Below are 18,975 nucleotides of genomic sequence, written 5' to 3' on the forward strand. Positions count from 1 at the left end.
ACGTCGGGCACTGCACCTTCGAAGTTGCGCATGTTGTACGCGCTGCACTCACCGCGGCGCTGGCTGTAGCCGACATTTCCGGCACGAGCCGGTCACCGCACGCGGATTCCGGCTAGGGGTGATGTCCGGGGAGGCTCAGGTGCCGGATCAACCGGCTGCCCCGGATCGACCGTGTCGCCGTCGAACCCTTGCGCCGCTACGAACACAACCGCCCCGGATTGGCCTACGCCCGCTTCTCCCCGTCGGAGACCCTGCGGCGGGCCGCGTTACCGGGCTGGCTGCACTTCTACGATCGCCGGTCACCCGGCTGATCAACCTCCCCGGGCACCACAGCTAGGTCAGCTCGTCGCGACGGCGGGTCAGATACGCGGTCTCGGCGGTGTTGCCGGCCAGGGCGATGGCCCGGTCGTAGGCCGTGCGCGCCTGGGGGTTGCGGCCCGCGCGGCGCAGCAGCTCGGCGCGGGTGGTGTGAAAGGCGTGGTAGCCGGCCAGGCTGTCCTCGAGCTCGTCGACGGCCGCCAGTGCGACTTCGGGGCCGTCGAGCTCGGCGACGGCGATCGCGCGGTTGAGGGCGATCGTCGGTGAGGGGTCGAGGCGGACGAGCTGGTCGTAGAGGGCGAGGACCTGCGACCAGTCGGTGTCGCCGATGGTGCGGGCCGAGGTGTGCACGGCGTTGATCGCCGCGAGGATCTGGTAGCGGCCCGGAGCGACGCCGGCGGCGAGCCGCTCGCGCACCAGCCGGTGACCCTCGGCGATCAGCGTCGCGTCCCATGCCGCCCGGTCCTGCTCGGCCAGGGGGATCAGCTCACCGGCGGCCGAGACGCGAGCCGGGCGGCGGGCCTCGATGAGCAGCATCAGCGCCAGCAGCCCGGCCGCCTCGCCGTCGTCCGGCAGGAGGCCCCGGATCACGCGGGTGAGCCGGATCGCCTCGGCGGTCAGGTCCTGCCGCACCGGGTCGGTGTCGGGGCCGGTGGCCAGGTAGCCCTCGTTGAACACGAGGAACAGGACCGCGAGCACGCCGGAGACGCGTTCCGGGAGGTCCTCGGGGGACGGCACGCGATAGGGGATGCCCGCCGCCTTGATCTTGGCTTTCGCGCGGGTGATCCGCTGGCCCATGGTGCTCTCGGCCACCAGGAAGGCGCGGGCGATCTCCGGCATGGTCAGGCCGCCGACCATCCGCAACGTCAGCGCCAGGCGGGCTTCCACCGCGAGCGCCGGGTGGCAGCAGGTGAAGATGAGCCGGAGCCGGTCGTCCTCGACGGCGCCGAGCGGCTCCGGCGGGCTGTCGTCGTGCGCCAGCCGAGCTTCCTGCTGCTTGTCGTCGCGCTTGTTCTCACGCCGGATCCGGTCGATGGCCTTGCGCTGGGCGGTCGTGGTCAGCCACGCGCCGGGGTTGGGCGGCACGCCGTCGGCCGGCCACCGCTCGACGGCGGTCGCGAACGCCTCGGCGGCCGCTTCCTCGGCGATGTCGAGATCGCCGAAGCGCCGGGCCAGGGCGGCGACCACCCGGGCCCATTCCTCGCGGTGGGCGCGGGTGACGGCCTCGCGGGCGTCGAGCACGCTCATTCGTCCAGGAACGGCCGGACCTCGATCTTCCGGTTGCACGCCTCCGACCCCTCGGTCGCGAGCTTGACCGCGACGTCGAACGAGGGCGCTTCGACGACCCAGAAGCCGGCGAGGTACTCCTTCGACTCCAGGAACGGGCCGTCGGTGATCACCGCCTGCTTGCCCCGGTTGTCGATGACGGTGGCGTTGTCGGGGGTGCCGAGCCCGCCGGCGAAGACCCAGTTGCCCCCGGCCCGGAGCCGGTCGTTGAACTCGTCGATCGCCGCTTCCTCGACCGGGTCGGCGAGGCTGGGCCCGTCGTGGACGACGGAAAGCAGGAACTGCATCCGGAACATCTCCTCTGGAGTCGGGACCGCGGTCAGGATGCCACTGCCCGGCACCTCCCGCTCGCCCGCCCCGGTGGGCGTTCACGGATCAGTTGGCGACGAACCGCACGTGCCAGTCGCCGCCACCGTAGGGCGGTGCGAAGCGCCCTCGAACGACGCGACGGGCGCGCCGGTGCTGCCGTCCGCAAGGTCCCCCATCGGCCCCGGTCGCCGACGCGGGAGCGGCACGGCAGCCTTTCCCGCGCCCCATGCGCTCTGGGGAGACCCGTCAGCCGAGCCGCGCGAGCTCGGCCCGGGCGTGCGCGACCCGAGGGGTTTCCCGGCCGCCGGCCCGGGCGATCTCCCGGGCGAGGTCGCCGGCCGCTTCGACGAGGTGCCGCGCCCGGCGGCGGCTGTGCACGTGCTTGCGGTAGGCCTTGCGGTTGCGGCGCAGCCCGCTGACGGCGTCGAGCAGAGCCGGCTCGAGCACACCGGCTTCGGCCTCCGGCCCGAGCAGGTCCCGCATCCAGCGGCGCTCCAGCCCGGCGGCCCGGCGCAGCACGGCGAACAGCGTGACGAGCTCGACGGCCGCGATCACGAACGGCAGCACCGCGGTCAGCGGCCCGTTGCCGCCGAGCCCGTTCATGTCGTCCCAGGCGAAGTGGAACACCATGGCCGTCAGCATGGTCACCAGCCCGAGCGCGACCCGGCGCTCCCCGCGGGCCCGGCCCAGCACCCACATCAGGCCCGTGCAGAAGATGGCGCTGAACAGGGCGTGCGACACGATTCCCGACGCGCCGCGGACCAGGAACACCTGGACGGACGTGACGAGCTGGTCGGCGCCGAAGGTCTGGGCCGCGCCGTTGTAGACGTAGAGGACGTCTTCGAAGACCTGGAAACCCAGGCCGATGGCGGCGCCGATGATGAAGCCGTCGTAGGCACTGCGCACCAGCCGCGGCGCGAGCCCGATCAGCAGCACGAGCCCGAGCGCCTTGCTCCACTCTTCGTTGATCGGGGCGGTGAGCCCCGCGGCCCAGTTCTGCGCGAACGCGGTGCCGCCCACCTTCGTCCAGATCTCCAGCAGCGCGGTGTTCGCCGGGAGCGCGATCCAGAACGCCGCCGCGATGCCGCCCCACGCGAAGCCGGCCGCGAGCAGTCCGCCGGGCTGCGCGGTGTAGCGGTTCTGCCGGCGCAGCACCAGCGACCACGGCACCAGGTACAGCCCGAACAGCAGCACGCCGCCGGTCAGCGCGGGCGTGTAGAAGCCGCTGGAACCGAAGTACCGCACGATCGCCAGCGCGCCCCCGCCCACGCCGAGCAGGTACACCCAGAAGGCCAGGTTGTGCGGCTGGAAGAACCGGAACGGCAGGCCCCAGCCCGATTCTTCGATCGCGGCCAGCTGGGCCGCCTTGCCGCTCACCGGCCCGCGCCCGGGGCGATGCTGCGGACGAACGCCGTCACGGTGTCGCGGTAGCGCTCGAACTGGTCCGGCGCGGTGCGCACCCGCACCAGCAACGCGGGCGCGGCATCGGCGGGTTGCCCGGCCGCGGGCACCTTGAACGCGACGTCGAGCGCGTCCCCGCCCGGCCCGGTGCCGGCCTGCACGACGCCGGTCAGGCCGGCCGTGGTCGTCACCGTGCCCCGCGCCGCGTCGACGCCCGGCGCGTCGCCCTCCGAGCGTTCGACCTGGTCGAGGAAGGCCGCGGCCGAGCCGGGGTAGGGCGCGCCGCGCAGGTCGATCGTCGCGCCGCCGGTCGCCAGGGTGACCTGCAGGGTCGCCGGGCTCGCCGGTGCGGCGGATCCGGTGAGGGTGCCGTTCTCGAGCTGCCAGCCCACCGGCGGGACGGCGGTCGCCCCGGCCCCGAGGTCCAGCACGTCCCCGGCCCGGATTTCGTTGTGCCACGGGATGGCGGCGTCGAGCGCGGGCAGCCCGTAGCCCAGCACCAGCGCGATCCCGAGGGCGATCAGGGCCGGCTTGAACGTCCGCCGGTCGAGACCGAGGAACCGGTGCTCCACCGGAACCCACCCCCGCGGCGGCTCCTGCGCGCTGACCGACACCCGCTGCCCCTCTCTCCCGTGAAGGAGGACTGTAAGCACGCACCGCCGCGATCCGCACCTTTTCGCCGCGCCGGGCCGTCCTCAGTGGACAGCGGCTCAGTCCGGGATGCCGGCGCCGATGCCGTCGAGGAGGAAGCCGAGGCCGGTCCGGAAGGTCTCGTCGGCGCCGAGGTGGGCGGCGTCGCGGACGACCGTCTCCAGCGCGGGGTACCGGCCGGTCGCGAAGGTGCGCTCGAGATAAGGCCCGTACGCGGCCTGCCACTGCCGCTGGTTCATCCCGGACGCGCGCTCGGCGCGCCGCTCGGCGACCTCCCGGCGCACCGTGCCGATCACGTACGCGTCGACCGCGGAGACCACCGGCATGACGAGGTCCACGTGGACGCCGCCCAGCGCGGCCAGCACGGCCTCGCCCCTGGCCAGCGCGTTCGGCCCGAGCTGGGGCCGCCCGCCGATCAGGTCGGCCAGCCATTCGTGCCGGTGCACGGTGCGCCGGGTCAGTTCGGCGACCGAGGTCAGCACCTCCCGCCAGCCGTCGCCGGCCGGCCGGATCTCGGCGTAGACCGCGTCGACCATCAGGTCGAGCAGCTCCTCCTTGGTGGCGATGTAGCCGTAGAGCCGCATCGGCCCGACGTCCAGCGCGGCGGCGACCTTGCGCAGCGACACGGCTTCGAGGCCGTGCGCGTCGGCCAGCCCGGTCGCCGCCCGGACGATGCGGTCCCGGCTCAGCGGGGCCGGCGTCGGTCGCTCCGGCGGCTCCGGCCGTTCCCACACCACCATGGCGCTGACAGTACAACGCATCGTTCGATACACTGTATCGTGCAATACACCGTATCGAAGGGGGACCCATGACGATCGCCATCGTCGGAGCCGGGCTGGGCGGCCTCGCCCTCGCCCGGGTGCTGCACGTCAAGGGCATCGACGCCGTCGTGTACGAACGGGAGCCGGCCCGCGACGCGCGCGGCCAGGGCGGCATGCTCGACATCCACTCCGGGCAGCGGGCGCTGCGTGAGGCCGGGCTGATCGACGAGTTCTTCGCGATCGCCCGTGGCGAGGGCCAGGACATGCGGCTGCTGGAGCCGGACGGGACACTCCTGCTCCAGGAGGACACCCCCGACGACGCCCCGCTCGCCCGTCCCGAGGTGGACCGCGCCGACCTGCGCGCTCTGCTGCTGGACTCCCTCCCGGCGGACGTGGTGCGCTGGGGGCACGCGTACGAGTCCGCCGGCGACGGCCGGGTGCACTTCGCCGATGGCAGCAGCGCGCCGTACGACCTGATGGTCGGCGCGGACGGCGCGCAGTCCCGGGTCCGCGCGCTGCTCACCGGCGCCCGCCCGGAGCACCTCGGCCAGAACGTCGTCGAGGTCGGCATCCCCGACATCGACCGCACGCACCCCGACCTGGCCGCGATGGTCGGGCGCGGCAACTACTGGGTGCTCGGCGAGGGCAAATCCCTTTCGGCGCAGCGCAACGGCGACGGTCGTGTCCGGATCGGACTCAGCTTCTACAACACCGGCGAGGACTGGCTCGCCGGCAGCGGGATCCCGTTCGACGACCCGGCCGGCGCCCGCGCGCGGCTGATCGAGCTGCTCGCCGGCTGGGACCCGCGGTTCACCGCGCTGATCGCAGCCTGCGACGACACGGTCGTGCCGCGGTCGCTCACCACGCTCCCGATCGGGCTGACCTGGCCGTCGAAGCCGGACGTCACGCTGGTGGGCGACGCCGCGCACCTGATGCCGCCGGTGGGCGAGGGCGCCAACATGGCGCTGATCGACGGCGCCCTGCTCGGCCTCGCGCTGGCCGCGCACCCGGGTGACTTCCCCGCCGCCGTCGGGGACTACGAAAGCGAAATGTTCGAACGCACCGGCGCCGCCGCCCGGATGTCGGCGAAGATGCAGGAACTGCTGATGTCGCCGGACGCCGCCCAGAGGCTGCTCGCGTTCTTCCGACCCGGCTGACGGCCGGGCTGGGGTCACCCCTATTCGCGACGCCGATTGCCAGGCCACCGTGCCGGAATCCCCTGTGCCGCTGGTAAAACCGGAAGGACGGCCTACGGTTCGGGGTGGGCACCGGGTTCAGGGGAGGCGAGATGACCAGCGGCAACGTCCTGCGGCTCGACGTGACCGGCCAGGACGTGCACGGCGAGGGCCGGCTCCTGCGTGCCGAAGGCCAGGCCGGGCTCGTCGAACTGCCCGGCGGCGTCCCGGCGTGGGCGGTCGCGGACGCGGCCACCCTGCGCAAGCTCCTCACCGACCCCCGGGTGTCGAAGGATCCCCGGGCGCACTGGACCGCCTTGCGCGAAGGGCGGATCGGCGAGGACTGGCCCCTGCTGATCTGGGTGTCGGTGCGCAACATGTTCACCACCTACGGCGCCGACCACCGGCGGCTGCGGGCCCTGGTGTCCAAGGCCTTCACCGTGCGGCAGGTGGAGGCCATGCGGCCGGACGTCGAGCAGATCACGACCGAGCTGCTCGACCGGCTCGAGCGCGCGGGCGGGGAGCCGGTCGACCTGCGCGAGGAGTTCGCCTACCCGCTGCCGGTCGAGGTGATCTGCCGGCTCTTCGGCGTGCCGGCCGACCGCCGGGCCGCGGTGCGTTCGGTCGTGGACACCATCTTCGACACGACCGTCACCGCCGAACGGGCGCAGGCGAACTCGCTCGAGCTGTACGAGCTCATGCGCGGCCTGGTCGCCGACAAGACCGCGAACCCCGCCGGCGACCTCACGAGCGCTCTGATCACGGCCCGGGCCGAAGACACCACCCGGCTCGACGCCGACGAGCTGGTCGACACGCTCATCCTCATGCTCACGGCGGGCCACGAAACCACGGTCAACCTGCTCGACCACGCGGTCACGGCCCTGTTGACCCACCCCGACCAGCTGGCGGCGGTCCTGCGCGGCGACCACACGTGGGCCGAGGTCATCGAGGAAACGCTGCGCTGGCAGGCACCGGTGCCGTACCTGCCGTTGCGCTACGCGATCGAGGACATCGCCCTGGACGACGGCACGATCATCGCCAAGGGCGAGGCGATCCTCGCGGCGTACGCGGCGGCGGGCCGCGACCCGGCCGAGCACGGCGAAACGGCGGGCGAGTTCGACCTGTCCCGCGAAGACAAGCAGCACCTGGCGTTCGGGCACGGCGTGCACTTCTGCATGGGCGCCCCGCTGGCCCGCCTCGAAGCCGCGATCGCGCTGCCCGCGTTGTTCGCCCGGTTCCCGGGGCTCCGGCTGGCCGTGGACCCGGCGGAGCTGACCACGGTCCCGTCGTTCCTGTCCAACGGGCACACGGCCATTCCGGCTTTGCTCGGTGCGGGAAAGCCGGTGACCTGACGGCCGCGGTTCAGTCTTGGGCAGCCGCGTTGGCCCGGTCGATCGCCGGCGGGCACGTCCACGAGCGCGCGAACCGATGACGCACCCTGCCCGCAGGCTTCCGGCGAAGCCGAGCGAGCCGGCGGCAGCCACACCCAGCGCGATGCCGCCGGGATCGCCGTCCTCGGCAGGACCACGAGCGCCGGACCCACCCGCGGTTCAGTCCCTGGCAGCCGCGTTGGCCCGGTCGATCGCCGGCATGTGTTCCTCCGCCCACCTGCGCAACGCCGCCAGCGGTACCTCCAGCGAGCACCCCAGTTCGGTGAGGCGGTAGTGGACCTTCGGTGGCACCGTCGGCTCCACCCGGCGCGCCACCAAACCGTCGCGCGTCAAGCTCTGCAGCGTCACCGACAACATCTTCTGGGACACCCCCGGCATCCGCCGCTGCAGTTCCGCGAACCGGACCTCGGCCGGGGCCGCGTCCGCCAGCACCTTGACCGCCATCGACGTCCACTTGGTGCCGATGCGGTCCAGCAGCTTCCGGGTCGGGCACGCGGGGTCGAAGAGGTCGCCGCGCGAAGGGGTCACCTGGAGCTCACCACCTGTCGGGGAAGTGCCGTCTTGGCCGGGCCGGAGTCGTTACCTAACGTTAGCCACTAACCAATGGTAACCGCCCCGGGAGGCAGCGTGCGCGAACACCGGATCACCGCCAACGGCATCGAGATCACCGTCGCCATCGGCGGTGAGGGGCCCGCGCTCCTGCTGTTGCACGGCTTCCCGCACACCTGGCGCATCTGGAGCGCGGTCATCCCGCACCTGACCCCGCACCACCGGGTGATCGCCCCCGACCTGCGCGGCCTCGGCGCGACCACCCGCGCCGACGGCGGTTACGACGCCGCCACCCTCGCCGCGGACGCCGAAGCCCTCCTCGACGCCCTCGGCGAACCGGCCGCGACCGTCGCCGGCATCGACGCGGGTGCCCCGCCCGCGTTCCTGCTCGCCCTGCGCCGGCCCGAGCGGGTCCACCGGCTCGTCCTCATGGAGTCCTTGCTCGGCCGCCTCCCCGGTGCCGAGGACTTCCTCGCCGGCGGGCCGCCGTGGTGGTTCGGGTTCCACGCGGTCCCCGGCCTCGCCGAAACGGTCCTGGCCGGGCACGAAGACGACTACATCGGCTGGTTCCTCGACGCCGGCTCCCGGCGCGGCGTGCCGCCCGAGCTCCGGGACCGGTTCGTCGCCGCCTACACCGGCCGCGACGCGCTGCGGTGCGCGTTCGCCCACTACCGCGCGATGCCCGAGAGCGCGGCGCAGATCGCGGAGGCGGTGGCGGCGAGCCGCCTCACGGTGCCGACGACGGCGATCGGCGCCCACCCGGTCGGCGACACCCTCGCGCGCCAGCTGCGCCCGGTGGCCGACGTGCTCGAGTCCCACGTGATCGACGACTGCGGCCACATCATCCCGCTGGACCGCCCGGACGCCCTGGTGCCGCTGCTGCTCAGGAAACCGTGCGCGTGAAGGTCACGTGCGTGACGCCGCTCGCGGACGACGTCGCCTCCACCTGGTAGTCCTTCTCCACCCCCTCCAGCCCGTCCCACAGGCGCACGCCCCGGCCCAGCAGGATCGGGACGATCACCACGTGCAGGTGGTCGACGAGCCCGGCCAAGAGGAACTCGCGGATCGTCGTGGCGCCGCCGCCGAGGCGGATGTCCTTGCCCTGCGCGGCTTCGCGGGCGACGTCGAGCGCCTCGGCCGGGGACGCGTCGAGGAAGTGGAACGTCGTGCCGCCCTCCATCTCGATCGGCGGGCGCACGTGGTGGGTCAGCACGAAGACCGGCGAGTGGAACGGCGGGTTCGGGCCCCACGCCCCCTTCCACTCCGGGTCCTCGTGCCAGCCCGGGTGGCCGAACTTGCCGGCGCCCATGATCTCGGCGCCGATCCCCGGGTCGTGCTGGCGGACGAACACGTCGTCGACGCCGCCGCTGCCGCCGGGCTGCCACCAGCGCGTGGTGAACATCCATTCGTGCAGCCGCTCTCCGGCGTGCCCGAAGTGGGCGTCGGCGTTTTGGCCTTCACCAGTGCCGAAACCGTCGAGAGAGACGGCGAAGTTGTGGACGCGGACGAGACTCACGGCGGTGCTCCTCAGGTGATCGGGTGGTGCGACCCAGCCTGCAGCGGATCGGCTCATCCGTCCAATGTCAATGCTGATGCCTTTCCATAGATAGAGTCGATGCATGCTGGACGTCACCAGACTGCGGGTCATCGACGCGCTCGCGCGGACCGGCTCGGTCACCGCCGCGGCGAAGGAGCTGCACTACACGCAGCCGACCGTCAGCCACCACCTCGCCCGGCTCGAAGCCGAGACCGGCGCGCAGCTGCTGCAGCGGGCCGGCCGCGGGATCCGGCTCACGCCGGCCGGGCAGCTGCTGGCGTCCCGGGCGGCCGAGATCCTCGGGCGGATCGACGCCGCCGACGCCGAGCTGTCCGCCCACGTCGGGCTGAGCGCCGGGCGGGTGCGCGTGGCCAGCTTCTCGTCGGTGATCGGCTCGCTCATCCCGCGGGCGGTGGCCGCGCTGACGGCGGACCACCCCGGCCTGCGGGTCGGCCTGACCGACACGGAACCACCCGAAGCGCTGGAACTGCTGCGCACCGGCCGGATCGACGTCGCGATCATCTTCCGCTACGACGACACCGAGCCCGAACCGCCGGACGTCCGCCTGCACCACCTGCTCGACGATCCGCTGTACGTGCTGTCCACCAGCCCCGGGCAGACACTGCCGGCCCTGCGCGACGCCACCTGGATCGCCGGTTGCGACCGGTGCCGAGGCCACCTGCTGGCGATGTGCGCCGAGCACGGGTTCGAGCCGCGGATCGGCTACACCTCCGACGACATGGTCGTCATGCAGGCGCTGGTCGTCGCCGGGCTGGGCGTGACGACCAGTCCCGGCCTGGCCCTGCGCGCCCACCGGGCCGACGGCATCGAGGCGAGCGAGCTGCCCGGATCGCGCCAGCACATCTACGCGGCGACCTACGGCGAACCGCCCGATCCGCCCGCCACCACCGCCCTCCTCGCCGCACTGACCGAAGCCGCCGCGGCCGTGTGAGGAGATTCGCTCAGACGGTGGTGATCTTGGGGCTGCCTTCGAGGTAGGTCACGAGGTTCTCGGGCGAGTACGCCATCGCCTGGTGCCGGTCGCGCGCGCTGGAGGCCAGCGACTCCGACGGCGCGTCCGCCGCACCGATCGGGCGGTCGGCCGAGCCGAAGAGCCGGAAGAAACCGTTGAGGGAGTTGTGCAACTCCCCTTCGGCGTTCGCGTCGGCCGCGGCGCCGAACGCACCCGGGTCGAAGTCGAGGCCGCACCGGACGGCCCGGTTCGCCAGCCAGCGCAGGGCGATGTCCGCCAGATCGCGCTCCCGGTACCCGCCACCGACGTCGGAATGCGCGCCGGCGAACCAGACCTGCTCGCGTTCCTGGTTCTGCTCCGCCGGTTTGGCCGACGGCTGCCAGACGGCCGGGACGTAGGACTTCCGGTGCTCGTCCACCGCCAGTGCCTGGAAGGCCGACTGCACGGTCGAGCTCAGCGTCATGTCGTGGAACTGCCAGCGCCGGTTGAGCTTGTGGAGCAACCGGCCGCCGCTGAGCGGGATGCCCAGCGCGCCGACCGTGTCCCAGACCCCGATGAACCGGACGGGTGTCACGTTCTCGTGGGCGTGCTCGGTGCGGAACCGGACGGCCGCGGGACTGTCCGGCCCGGTCGTCGCGTCGCGGTCGCGGTAGAGCCGGTACGCCTCGCCGATCAGGCCGGCGTGCTCGGGGCGCAGGACGCCGCAGTTGCGGATGAAGCCGACCGTGCTGCGCGCGGTGTAGGCGCCCCGGCTGAAGCCGAAGAAGAACAGCTCGTCGCCGGGCACGTAGTTCTCGACGACGAACCGGTAGGCCTCTCGCACGTTGGCCGACAGGCCCACACCGAACGCGCCGCCGGCGAGGTGCCCCAGCAACGGCAGGCCGGCGCCGACGCCCTTGAGGTAGCGGGAAGTCTGGCGCACGCCGTCGGCGCCCTCACCGGGCACGGCGTCCCACAGGCGCGCGACGTTCGTCCGAGCCGGCTGCCTGAGGGAATTCCACGTCCCGTCGCAGCAGATCACCAGTCGTTTCTTCATTTCGCCTCCCGGACACGCGTGAGTCGCATCCGGACGGTCGCGTGTTACGCCGGGGAACGGCTTTCCGGGTCGGCGCCCTTCCGGTGATCCTCAGCCGTAGACGGTCAGCCGGATGTGCGTTCCACCATGCCCAGCCAGTACGCCCCGACTTCTTCGTCGCAGTAGGAAACTTCGGCCGGCGCGCGCAGCACCCGCGGGGTGGGTGTGGTAGACGGCTGTCATGGCCGCTCCGCCCCCGCCGGGCCGTCCCCGTGGTCGGCCGCCGCGTCGAACAACCCTTGCAGCGCCTCGTCCGTGCCCGCGCCCAGCTCGTTCTCCACCGCCTCGACGAGCACTTCAAGGATCCCGTGACCGCGCAGGGATCCGCGACGCGCTGAGGTACGGCAGGCTGCTCGGCGAGTCGGTCGCACCGGCGCTGCCGGGTGGGAGCGTGACTGCCTGGAGGTCTACCAGTGGACCAACGCGCTCGCAGCCGGCTCGCCGATGACCCGTTGGAAATGGAGCTGTTCCGTGCGGTGCGGAAGCGGGACGGGCTGACGAAGCGGTTGCTGGACGTGTACAACCGGGCGCTCCGGCCGGCCGAGCTGGTGGGGCCGGTGCGTGGGATCGCGCTCACGGCCGCCGCACTCGCCCGCGGTACGGAAAGCCGTTCGGAGGTACTGAAAGCGCTGTCCCGGCAGGTCCGCACCACGGTTTCCGATGCACTGCAACGCCACAGCGCCCGACGCCGCGACGGATCGGCCCACCCGAGGGTGAGCCGACCCGTCATCGCGGTGTTCGGGGTCAGCCGCGGAGCAGGGCGAGGATCTGGTTCAGCAGGTCGACCAGCGCCTGCAGGTTGGTCAGCGGGCCCGGGTCGAGCAGGCCGGCGATCGCGCACAGCAGGTTGCCGAGCAGGTTGCCCGGGCCGGCGTCGGCCGTGATGTTCAGGTGGACGCGGTCGAGGTGCACGACCAGGCCGAGCAGGTCGAGGTCGAGCGGCCCGAGCACCAGGTCGAGGATCTCGCAGGACGCCGCCGCGGCGGCGGCCGGCACGGTGACCGCGCGGGACTCGGTACCGACCGGCTGGCCGGCGGAGTCCGTCAGGGTCACGTCGGCGACGCCGTTGGCCAGCAGATTGCTGCCGTCCGTGGCGAAGTCGGTCGGGGTGAAGGTGCCGACCGCCGTGCCGGTGCCACCCGCCGCGTCGGTGAACGTGCCGGTGATCGGGGTGGACAGCGCCGGGACGGCCGGTGCGGCCGGGGCGGCGGCTGCCGTGCCGGCGCCGGTGAAGAGGGCGACCATCGCGGTCACGAGGATCGCGACGATCGCCGCGATGCCGGTCTTCCGGACTCTCATGGTGAGCTCCTTCCGTGGAGGAATGGGACGCTCCAGGGATCCACCAAAACGGCATCGAGAAACGTGAAAGGCCGAAAATACCGGGGTGAGCAATCTCAACTGATCGACATCGGATCCGGCCGTAACCGATCCGGCACCGGCTCGTTTGCGCCGTGCCGCGCGAGCCGTAATTTTCCTTACTGTAGCACGTTTATCGAGCGTGACTACGCTCCGACCGTGGCAAAAGAACTGTCCACTCAGAACTACTGTGACAGACCGGAAGAAATGTTCCCAGGCGCCGGTTCAACCGAATGCACGACCGGGGCCACCCCCGAATGCCGGTACGTGATCACCCGTGATTCCCGCGTCACCTCCCCGCCGTGTCAGCCGCCGTGTCAGCGCGGTGGCCGCCGGGTGTCAGCCCGCCCGGCGACAGTGGTTCTCGTCCCCACCACCGGGGGCCACCGACCACAGGAGACCACGATGCAGACCTTCGCCACCCCCGCCGCGATCACCGCCACCCTCGACTTCGCCGCCGGCCGCGTCCGGCTCGCCGCGACCGACCGCACCGACACCACCGTCGAGGTCCGCCCCGCCGACCCCGGCAAGAACCGCGACGTCAAGGCCGCCGGGGAGACCACCGTGACCTACGCCGACGGCGTCCTGCGGATCCACACCCCGCAGGGCAAGAACCAGTACTTCGGCCCGTCGGGCTCGATCGAGGTCACCGTCGGGCTGCCCACCGGCTCCCGCGTCGAGGCCACCACCGCGAGCGCCGAGCTCGACGGCACCGGCCGCCTCGGCGAAGTCACCTTCACCGGCGCGTACCGCCACATCAAGCTCGCCGAAGCCGCGAGCGTCCACCTCACCGCCACCGACGGCGACGTCGAGGTCGGCCGCCTCGACGGCCCGGCCGAGATCAGCACCGCCCGCGGCGACATCCGCATCGGCGAAGCCGCCGCCGGCTTGGTCACGCTGACCACGCAGTCCGGCAGCATCACGGTCGGCGCGGCCCCCGGCGTCTCGGCGTCCCTCGACGCCGGCACGACCTACGGCCGCATCGACAACACCCTCAAGAACACCGGCACCGCCGAACTCTCGATCCGCGCGACCACCAGCCAGGGCGACATCGTCGCCCACAGCCTCTGAACGGCCGGTGGCGACGGACGCCGAAGGGCACCCTCCGCCGCGAGGAAGGTGCCCTTCGGCTCGCCGCTCCCGGCGCGCGCGTCCACTATGCTCGGTGGCCGTGCCGCGTCGAGGTCGTGCTCCGGGGGCCACCGGGCCCGTGCTCGGGCGGGCGCTGCGGGTGCTCGGGGCCTTCACCCCCGACCGGCCCGCCTTGAGGCTGAGCGAGATCGCCCGCCGGGCCGGGATGCCCGCCGCCACCGCGCACCGCGTCCTGCGGGAGTTCTGCGAGTGGGGTGCGCTCGAACGCGACGAATCCGGGGTCTACCGCGTCGGGCTGCGGCTGTGGGAGCTCGGGTCGCTCGCGCCGCGGGGGCTGGGGCTGCGGGAGCGGGCCCTGCCGTTCCTCGAGGACCTCTCCCAGATCACCCGCGAGAACGTGCAGCTCGCCGTCCGCGAAGGCACCGAAGTCGTCTACATCGAGCGGATCGCCGGTACCGGGGCCGTGCCCGTGCTGACGCGCGTCGGCGGCCGGTTCGCGCTCACCGCGACCGGGGTCGGGCTCGTCCTGCTCGCCCACGCGCCCGCCGAGGTGCAGGAGGACGTCCTGCGCAACCCGATCGAGCGGTACACCCCCGAGACCGTCACCGACCCGGACCGCCTGCGGCACATGCTGGCCGACGTGCGCACCCACGGCTTCTCGACCAGCGAGCGCCAGGTGACCCTCGACAGCCTTTCGGTCGGCGCGCCGATCCACGACGCGCGCGGCCAGGTCGTCGCCGCCGTGTCGCTCGTCGTGCACTACGGCAGCGCGTCGCCGCACGCGCTGGCCCCGCTGGTCATGACCAGCGCCCGCGCGATCTCCCGCGCGCTCGGCTGATCTTTCCATCTTATGGAAACGCCCTTCGTGGGCGCCGGGGCGTTCCCGCACGCTGTGAGCCCCGCCACGAGAGGACGAAACCGATGAGCGCCATTCCCCGCGACCAGTGGTACGTCGCCGCGTACGGCTCCGAGATCGGCCAGGACCTGTTCAGCCGCACCATCTGCGGGGAGCCGATCCTGTTCTGGCGGAAGCGTGACGGCGCTGTCACCGCGATGGCCGACCGCTGCGTGCACCGCCGGTTCCCGCTGTCGCAGGCGCCGTCGCGGCTCGTCGACGACCAGGTCGTCTGCGGCTACCACGGCTTCACCTACGGCGTCGACGGCAAGTGCGTGTCCGTGCCCGGCCAGGCCCGGGTGCCGCGGACCGCGCGGCTGCGGAGCTATCCCTTGGCGGAACAGGACTCCTTCGTCTGGGTGTTCATCGGCGACCCGGGCAAGGCGGACGTCGCGAAGATCCCGCGGGCGCCTTACCTCGACTCCCCCGGCTACACGACGGTCGCCGGGATGGAACCGCTGAAGGCGCGGTACTCGCTGCTGGTCGACAACCTCCTGGACCTTTCGCACGAGACCTACCTGCACGGCGGGTACATCGGCACGCCGGAGGTCGCCGAAACGCCGATCACGACGGAGGTCGACGACGAGGCCGGGATCGTCTACGTCTCGCGGCACATGGCCGACGCGGCGTGCCCGCCGTTCTACGCCAAGTCCACCGGGCTGCAGGGCCGGATCACGCGCTGGCAGGACATCGAGTACACGCCGCCGTGCCTGTACAAGCTGCACAGCCGCATCGCACCGGTCGGCTCGGTGCCGCACCCGGACGGCAGCGACCCGGACGCCTTCCACGTCGAGGTCGTCTACGCGATCACGCCCGAGACCGAGCACTCGACGCACGACTTCTGGGCGGTGGCCCGGGACTTCGCCCTCGACGACGACGGCGTTTCGGCGTTCCTCGCGGAGAACAACCGCACAGTCGTCCTGCAGGACGTCGAAGCGCTCGACGTCCTGGAGCGGGTGCTCACCGCCGAACCGGACGGCTACCAGGAGCTGTCGATCAACATCGACACCGGCGGCCTCGCGGCGCGCCGGCTGCTGCAGCGGCTGGTCACGTCGTGACGCGGCCGATGCTCACCGGCGAGCGCGTCTACCGGATCCACTGGGTGCTGGGCACCGACCGGCTGCGCGCGGTCTGCCACTGTTCGGCCGAGCGCGAGTTCGACGACCCGGTGCAGCTGTGGGACTGGCTGCTCGCCCATCCCGAAGGGCACGACGCATGACGCTCGACTTGGTGGTGGCGGACAAGGAAAAGCTCGCCGACGGCGTCGTCCGGCTGACGCTCCGGGCGCCGGACGGGCGGCCGCTGCCGTCCTGGGAACCGGGAGCGCACGTCGACCTGCGGCTGCCCGGCGGCGTCGTCCGGCAGTACTCGCTGTGCGGCGCGCCCGGCGACACCACGGCGTACCAGGTGGCGGTCCTGCGCGAACCCGGCGGCCGCGGCGGGTCGGCGTACGTGCACGACGAACTCGGTGCGGGACAACAGGTTCAGGTGGACGGGCCACGCAACCACTTCGCGCTCGTCGACGCCAAGCGCTACCTGTTCGTCGCCGGCGGCATCGGCATCACGCCGATCCTGCCGATGATCGACGCGGTCGCGGAGACGGGCCGCGAGTGGCAGCTCCTCTACGGCGGCCGGACGCGTTCTTCGATGGCGTTCACCGCCGACCTGCGCCGGCACGGCGACCGGGTGGCGATCCGCCCCCAGGACGAACACGGGCTGCTCGACCTCCCGGCGCTGCTGGCCGAGCCGCGACCGGACACGGCGGTGTACTGCTGCGGCCCGGAACCGCTGCTGACGGCGGCGGAGCGGCAGTGCGCCGGCTGGCCCGAGGGCGCCCTGCGCGTCGAGCGGTTCACCCCGGTCGCGGACGACGGCCCGCGGACGGCGTTCGAGGTGGAGCTCGCCGGTTCGGGTCGTGTCCTGACGGTCCCGGCCGGCCGGTCGATCCTCGAAGTGGTCGAGGAGTCGGGGGTTCCGGTCCTTTCGTCGTGTCAGGAAGGCACGTGCGGCACCTGCGAAACCGGTGTGCTGGACGGTATTCCGGACCACCGCGACTCGGTGCTGACCGCCGAGGAACGGCGGGCGGGCGAGGTGATGATGATCTGCGTGTCCCGCTCGTGCTCACCCCGGCTGGTGCTCGACCTCTGAACCCCGGAACCGTGCCACAATCTGCGTCTTGTGGGTTTCCTCTGGCTGCTGGTTCCCGGCGTCGCGCTCGGCCTGGCCGCCGTCGTGCTCGCGGCGATGACGTTCTTCGGCTCGCGGATCGCGGTCGCGCGGTACCGGCTGCTGCTGATCGGGAGTGTGCTGGGCGCGGCCGGCGCGCTCCTCGCCGTCACCGGCTGGCTGCTGGGCGACCCCGGCACACCGAGGGGTGACGCGCTCAAGACCGGCGGCCTGGCCGGGGGTGCGATCCTCGCCGTCTACGCCCTGTGGATCAACGACCGCCGGCGACGCACGGAGGAAGCCCGGCACGAAGTCGAGCGGGGCCGCGCGCAGCAGGATCGCGAGCGAACGGAGAACGAGCAGTTCGCCAAGGCCGTCGAACTGCTCGGGCACGGCGCGGACCAGGTCCGGGTCGGCGCGTTGCACGCGCTGACCGGCTTGGCCCGCAGCCGCCCCGCCAACACCCAGACGGTGCTCGACGTGCTCTGTGCGTACCTGCGCCGCCCGTTCACCCATCCCGGCTACGACACCCGGCCGGACAACCCCGACGAGGCCGAGCCGGCGCCCGATTCCACCTGGCCGGCCGAGCGGATCGCCGAAGCCGATCGCGAACAGCAGGTCCGCCTCACCGCCCAGCGGCTGATCGCCGCGTTGCTCCCCGGCGCGGCCGACGAGCAGGCCGTCCCCTACGACCTCGACCTGACCGCGGCTAACCTCGAGTACCTCGATCTGACCGGGCGCCGGCTCGGCCGGCTCATCGCCCGCCGCGCCCGGCTGCACGGCGTCAACCGGCTCGGCGACGTCCGGATCCAAGGGCCGGCGCTGTTCTCCGGTGCCACCTTCCACGGCCGGACCGAGCTGTCCGGCGCCCGGTTCGACGGCGGGTTGTCGGTGCTGAAAGCGGAACTCAAGGGACCCTGGCGAGTGTCCGATGCGCAGGTGCGGGAGTTCGCCGATCTGCGTACCCCCGCGCCCGAAGGGCCGCTCGGCGCTTTGACGCTCGTCGGCGACGTCGAGCTCAAGGTCGACGAAGGCAGCGGCTGGGCGACCTCGCCGCTCGGCTAAGGAACCACGACCAGCTTCCCGCTGGCCCGGTCCTCCTCCATGTACCGGTGCGCGGCGACGATCTCGGCCAGCCCGAAGACCCGGTCGACGTGCGGCCGGTACACCCCCGACTCGACCTCGGCGACGATCCGCTGCAGCACGTCCGCGCGGCCCGCCATGTCCTTGCTGTGGAACGCCGTCAGCCGGGTGCCCGACGGGATCATCGCCACCGGCTGGAAGTCCGCGATCGACCAGCCGCTCAGCGACCCCGCCACGCACACCGTCCCGCCGCGGCGCACCAGGCGGAGCGAGTCCACCGCCGTGCGCGCGCCGACGAGGTCCAGGACGAAGTCGGGCTCCCACGGCAGGTCCAGCGGCCCGTCGTCGATCAGCACGTGGGAAACGCCCGCCGCCGTCATCGCGTCGGCCTTGTCCGCGCGCCGGGTCGTCGACGCGATCTCGACGCCGTGGCCCGCCGCGATCGACGCCGCCGCCAGCCCGACCGACGACGTCCCGCCGCGGATCAGCAGCCGCGTTCCCGGCTCGATGCCCAGCGTGTCCAGCGCTCCCTGGGCCGTCAGGTACGTCTCGGGCAGCGCCGCGAGGACCTCCCAGGACAACGTCGTCTCGATCGGCATCAGCAGCGCGTCCGGCAGCAGCGCGTATTCCGCGTAGCCGCCGTCGAACTCGCGCCCCATCTCGCCCATCACCGCCGCGACGGTCGTCCCCGCCGGCAGCGCCGCGGACTCCGCGACGACGCCCACGCATTCGATGCCGAGCACGCGCGGGAACCGCACGTCCGGCGAGTGGCCCTGCCGGGTCCGCAGCTCCGACCGGTTCAGGCCGGCGCCCTTCACCCGGACCAGGGTCCAGCCCTCCCGCACGGCCGGTACCGGCAGGTCACGGACCTCCAGGACCTCCGGGCCACCCGCTCCGACACAGACCGCCGCGCGCATAGTCGTGCTCACGGCGCCACCGTCGCACGGAAAAATACC

20 protein-coding genes are annotated in these 18,975 nt (G+C 72.6%); 10 read left to right on the forward strand and 10 right to left on the reverse strand.

The annotated features are described in order from the left end of the window. Window positions 1-333: 333 nt before the first annotated feature. From QSK39_RS01225 to QSK39_RS01245, 5 genes are all read right to left on the reverse strand, one after another. Window positions 334-1,566: an RNA polymerase sigma factor gene (locus tag QSK39_RS01225; protein ID WP_502873230.1), complete on the reverse strand. Its 1,233-nt coding sequence runs from the start codon at window positions 1,564-1,566 to the stop codon at window positions 334-336. Next, complete coding sequence (locus QSK39_RS01230) at window positions 1,563-1,892, reverse strand: YciI family protein (RefSeq protein ID WP_285475803.1); 330 nt, start codon at window positions 1,890-1,892, stop codon at window positions 1,563-1,565. Before QSK39_RS01230 ends, QSK39_RS01225 begins: the two co-directional genes overlap by 4 nt. A 268-nt stretch (window positions 1,893-2,160) precedes the next feature. Beyond that, a complete protein-coding gene (locus QSK39_RS01235) occupies window positions 2,161-3,291 on the reverse strand; it encodes a PrsW family intramembrane metalloprotease (RefSeq protein WP_285475804.1) in 1,131 nt (376 codons plus the stop codon). After that, on the reverse strand, window positions 3,288-3,887 hold the full coding sequence (locus QSK39_RS01240; protein ID WP_285475805.1) for a hypothetical protein: 600 nt from the start codon (window positions 3,885-3,887) through the stop codon (window positions 3,288-3,290). The genes QSK39_RS01235 and QSK39_RS01240 overlap by 4 nt, the downstream gene beginning before the upstream one ends. Window positions 3,888-4,025: 138 nt before the next feature. After that, window positions 4,026-4,706, reverse strand: a complete 681-nt coding sequence (locus tag QSK39_RS01245; RefSeq protein WP_285475806.1) for a TetR/AcrR family transcriptional regulator — start codon at window positions 4,704-4,706, stop codon at window positions 4,026-4,028. Window positions 4,707-4,774: 68 nt separating this feature from the next. Here QSK39_RS01245 and QSK39_RS01250 point away from each other — a divergent pair, with 68 nt between their 5' ends. Further along, window positions 4,775-5,884: an FAD-dependent oxidoreductase gene (locus tag QSK39_RS01250; protein ID WP_285475807.1), complete on the forward strand. Its 1,110-nt coding sequence runs from the start codon at window positions 4,775-4,777 to the stop codon at window positions 5,882-5,884. Window positions 5,885-6,015: 131 nt separating this feature from the next. Then, window positions 6,016-7,254, forward strand: coding sequence for a cytochrome P450 family protein (locus QSK39_RS01255; RefSeq protein WP_285475808.1), 1,239 nt, complete (start codon window positions 6,016-6,018; stop codon window positions 7,252-7,254). A 198-nt stretch (window positions 7,255-7,452) separates the two neighbouring features. Here the strand turns inward: QSK39_RS01255 and QSK39_RS01260 are convergent, their stop codons facing one another. Beyond that, a complete protein-coding gene (locus tag QSK39_RS01260; RefSeq protein ID WP_285475809.1) occupies window positions 7,453-7,821 on the reverse strand; it encodes a winged helix-turn-helix transcriptional regulator in 369 nt (122 codons plus the stop codon). Window positions 7,822-7,920: 99 nt separating this feature from the next. Here QSK39_RS01260 and QSK39_RS01265 point away from each other — a divergent pair, with 99 nt between their 5' ends. Then, on the forward strand, window positions 7,921-8,745 hold the full coding sequence (locus QSK39_RS01265; RefSeq protein ID WP_502873231.1) for an alpha/beta fold hydrolase: 825 nt from the start codon (window positions 7,921-7,923) through the stop codon (window positions 8,743-8,745). On the opposite strand, the gene QSK39_RS01270 is transcribed toward QSK39_RS01265, so the two are convergent. Further along, window positions 8,726-9,358, reverse strand: a complete 633-nt coding sequence (locus QSK39_RS01270; RefSeq protein ID WP_285475811.1) for a dihydrofolate reductase family protein — start codon at window positions 9,356-9,358, stop codon at window positions 8,726-8,728. The two genes, QSK39_RS01265 and QSK39_RS01270, sit on opposite strands and share 20 nt — an antisense overlap. Window positions 9,359-9,461: 103 nt before the next feature. On the opposite strand from QSK39_RS01270, the gene QSK39_RS01275 reads away from it, so the two are divergent. After that, window positions 9,462-10,331, forward strand: a complete 870-nt coding sequence (locus tag QSK39_RS01275) for a LysR family transcriptional regulator (RefSeq protein WP_285475812.1) — start codon at window positions 9,462-9,464, stop codon at window positions 10,329-10,331. A gap of 10 nt (window positions 10,332-10,341) precedes the next feature. Here QSK39_RS01275 and QSK39_RS01280 read toward each other — a convergent pair whose 3' ends face one another. After that, window positions 10,342-11,388, reverse strand: a complete 1,047-nt coding sequence (locus tag QSK39_RS01280) for a T6SS phospholipase effector Tle1-like catalytic domain-containing protein (protein ID WP_285475813.1) — start codon at window positions 11,386-11,388, stop codon at window positions 10,342-10,344. Window positions 11,389-12,171: 783 nt separating this feature from the next. Further along, entirely contained in the window at window positions 12,172-12,726 is a 555-nt protein-coding gene (locus tag QSK39_RS01285) for a hypothetical protein (protein WP_285475814.1), read from the reverse strand. 462 nt (window positions 12,727-13,188) lie between these two features. Between QSK39_RS01285 and QSK39_RS01290 the strand changes: the two genes are divergently transcribed. The 6 genes from QSK39_RS01290 to QSK39_RS01315 all read left to right on the forward strand — a co-directional run bounded on the left by QSK39_RS01290 (window position 13,189) and on the right by QSK39_RS01315 (window position 18,001). Beyond that, window positions 13,189-13,854, forward strand: a complete 666-nt coding sequence (locus tag QSK39_RS01290; protein ID WP_285475815.1) for a DUF4097 family beta strand repeat-containing protein — start codon at window positions 13,189-13,191, stop codon at window positions 13,852-13,854. 100 nt (window positions 13,855-13,954) lie between these two features. Beyond that, a complete protein-coding gene (locus tag QSK39_RS01295) occupies window positions 13,955-14,713 on the forward strand; it encodes an IclR family transcriptional regulator (protein ID WP_285475816.1) in 759 nt (252 codons plus the stop codon). A gap of 83 nt (window positions 14,714-14,796) precedes the next feature. After that, complete coding sequence (locus tag QSK39_RS01300; RefSeq protein WP_285475817.1) at window positions 14,797-15,828, forward strand: Rieske 2Fe-2S domain-containing protein; 1,032 nt, start codon at window positions 14,797-14,799, stop codon at window positions 15,826-15,828. Then, complete coding sequence (locus QSK39_RS01305) at window positions 15,825-15,989, forward strand: hypothetical protein (protein ID WP_285475818.1); 165 nt, start codon at window positions 15,825-15,827, stop codon at window positions 15,987-15,989. The genes QSK39_RS01300 and QSK39_RS01305 overlap by 4 nt, the downstream gene beginning before the upstream one ends. After that, a complete protein-coding gene (locus tag QSK39_RS01310) occupies window positions 15,986-16,918 on the forward strand; it encodes a PDR/VanB family oxidoreductase (RefSeq protein WP_285475819.1) in 933 nt (310 codons plus the stop codon). Before QSK39_RS01305 ends, QSK39_RS01310 begins: the two co-directional genes overlap by 4 nt. A gap of 30 nt (window positions 16,919-16,948) precedes the next feature. After that, the gene (locus tag QSK39_RS01315; protein WP_285475820.1) at window positions 16,949-18,001 is read left to right on the forward strand and encodes a pentapeptide repeat-containing protein; all 1,053 of its coding nucleotides are present in this window, start codon (window positions 16,949-16,951) and stop codon (window positions 17,999-18,001) included. Here the strand turns inward: QSK39_RS01315 and QSK39_RS01320 are convergent. Then, window positions 17,998-18,948 (reverse strand): zinc-binding dehydrogenase, encoded by a 951-nt coding sequence (locus tag QSK39_RS01320; protein WP_285475821.1) that lies wholly within the window; start codon window positions 18,946-18,948, stop codon window positions 17,998-18,000. The two genes, QSK39_RS01315 and QSK39_RS01320, sit on opposite strands and share 4 nt — an antisense overlap. Window positions 18,949-18,975 lie beyond the last annotated feature (27 nt).

It is taken from the genome of Amycolatopsis sp. NBRC 101858, from assembly GCF_030269325.1.
Classification (GTDB): Bacteria; Actinomycetota; Actinomycetes; order Mycobacteriales; family Pseudonocardiaceae; genus Amycolatopsis; species Amycolatopsis ponsaeliensis.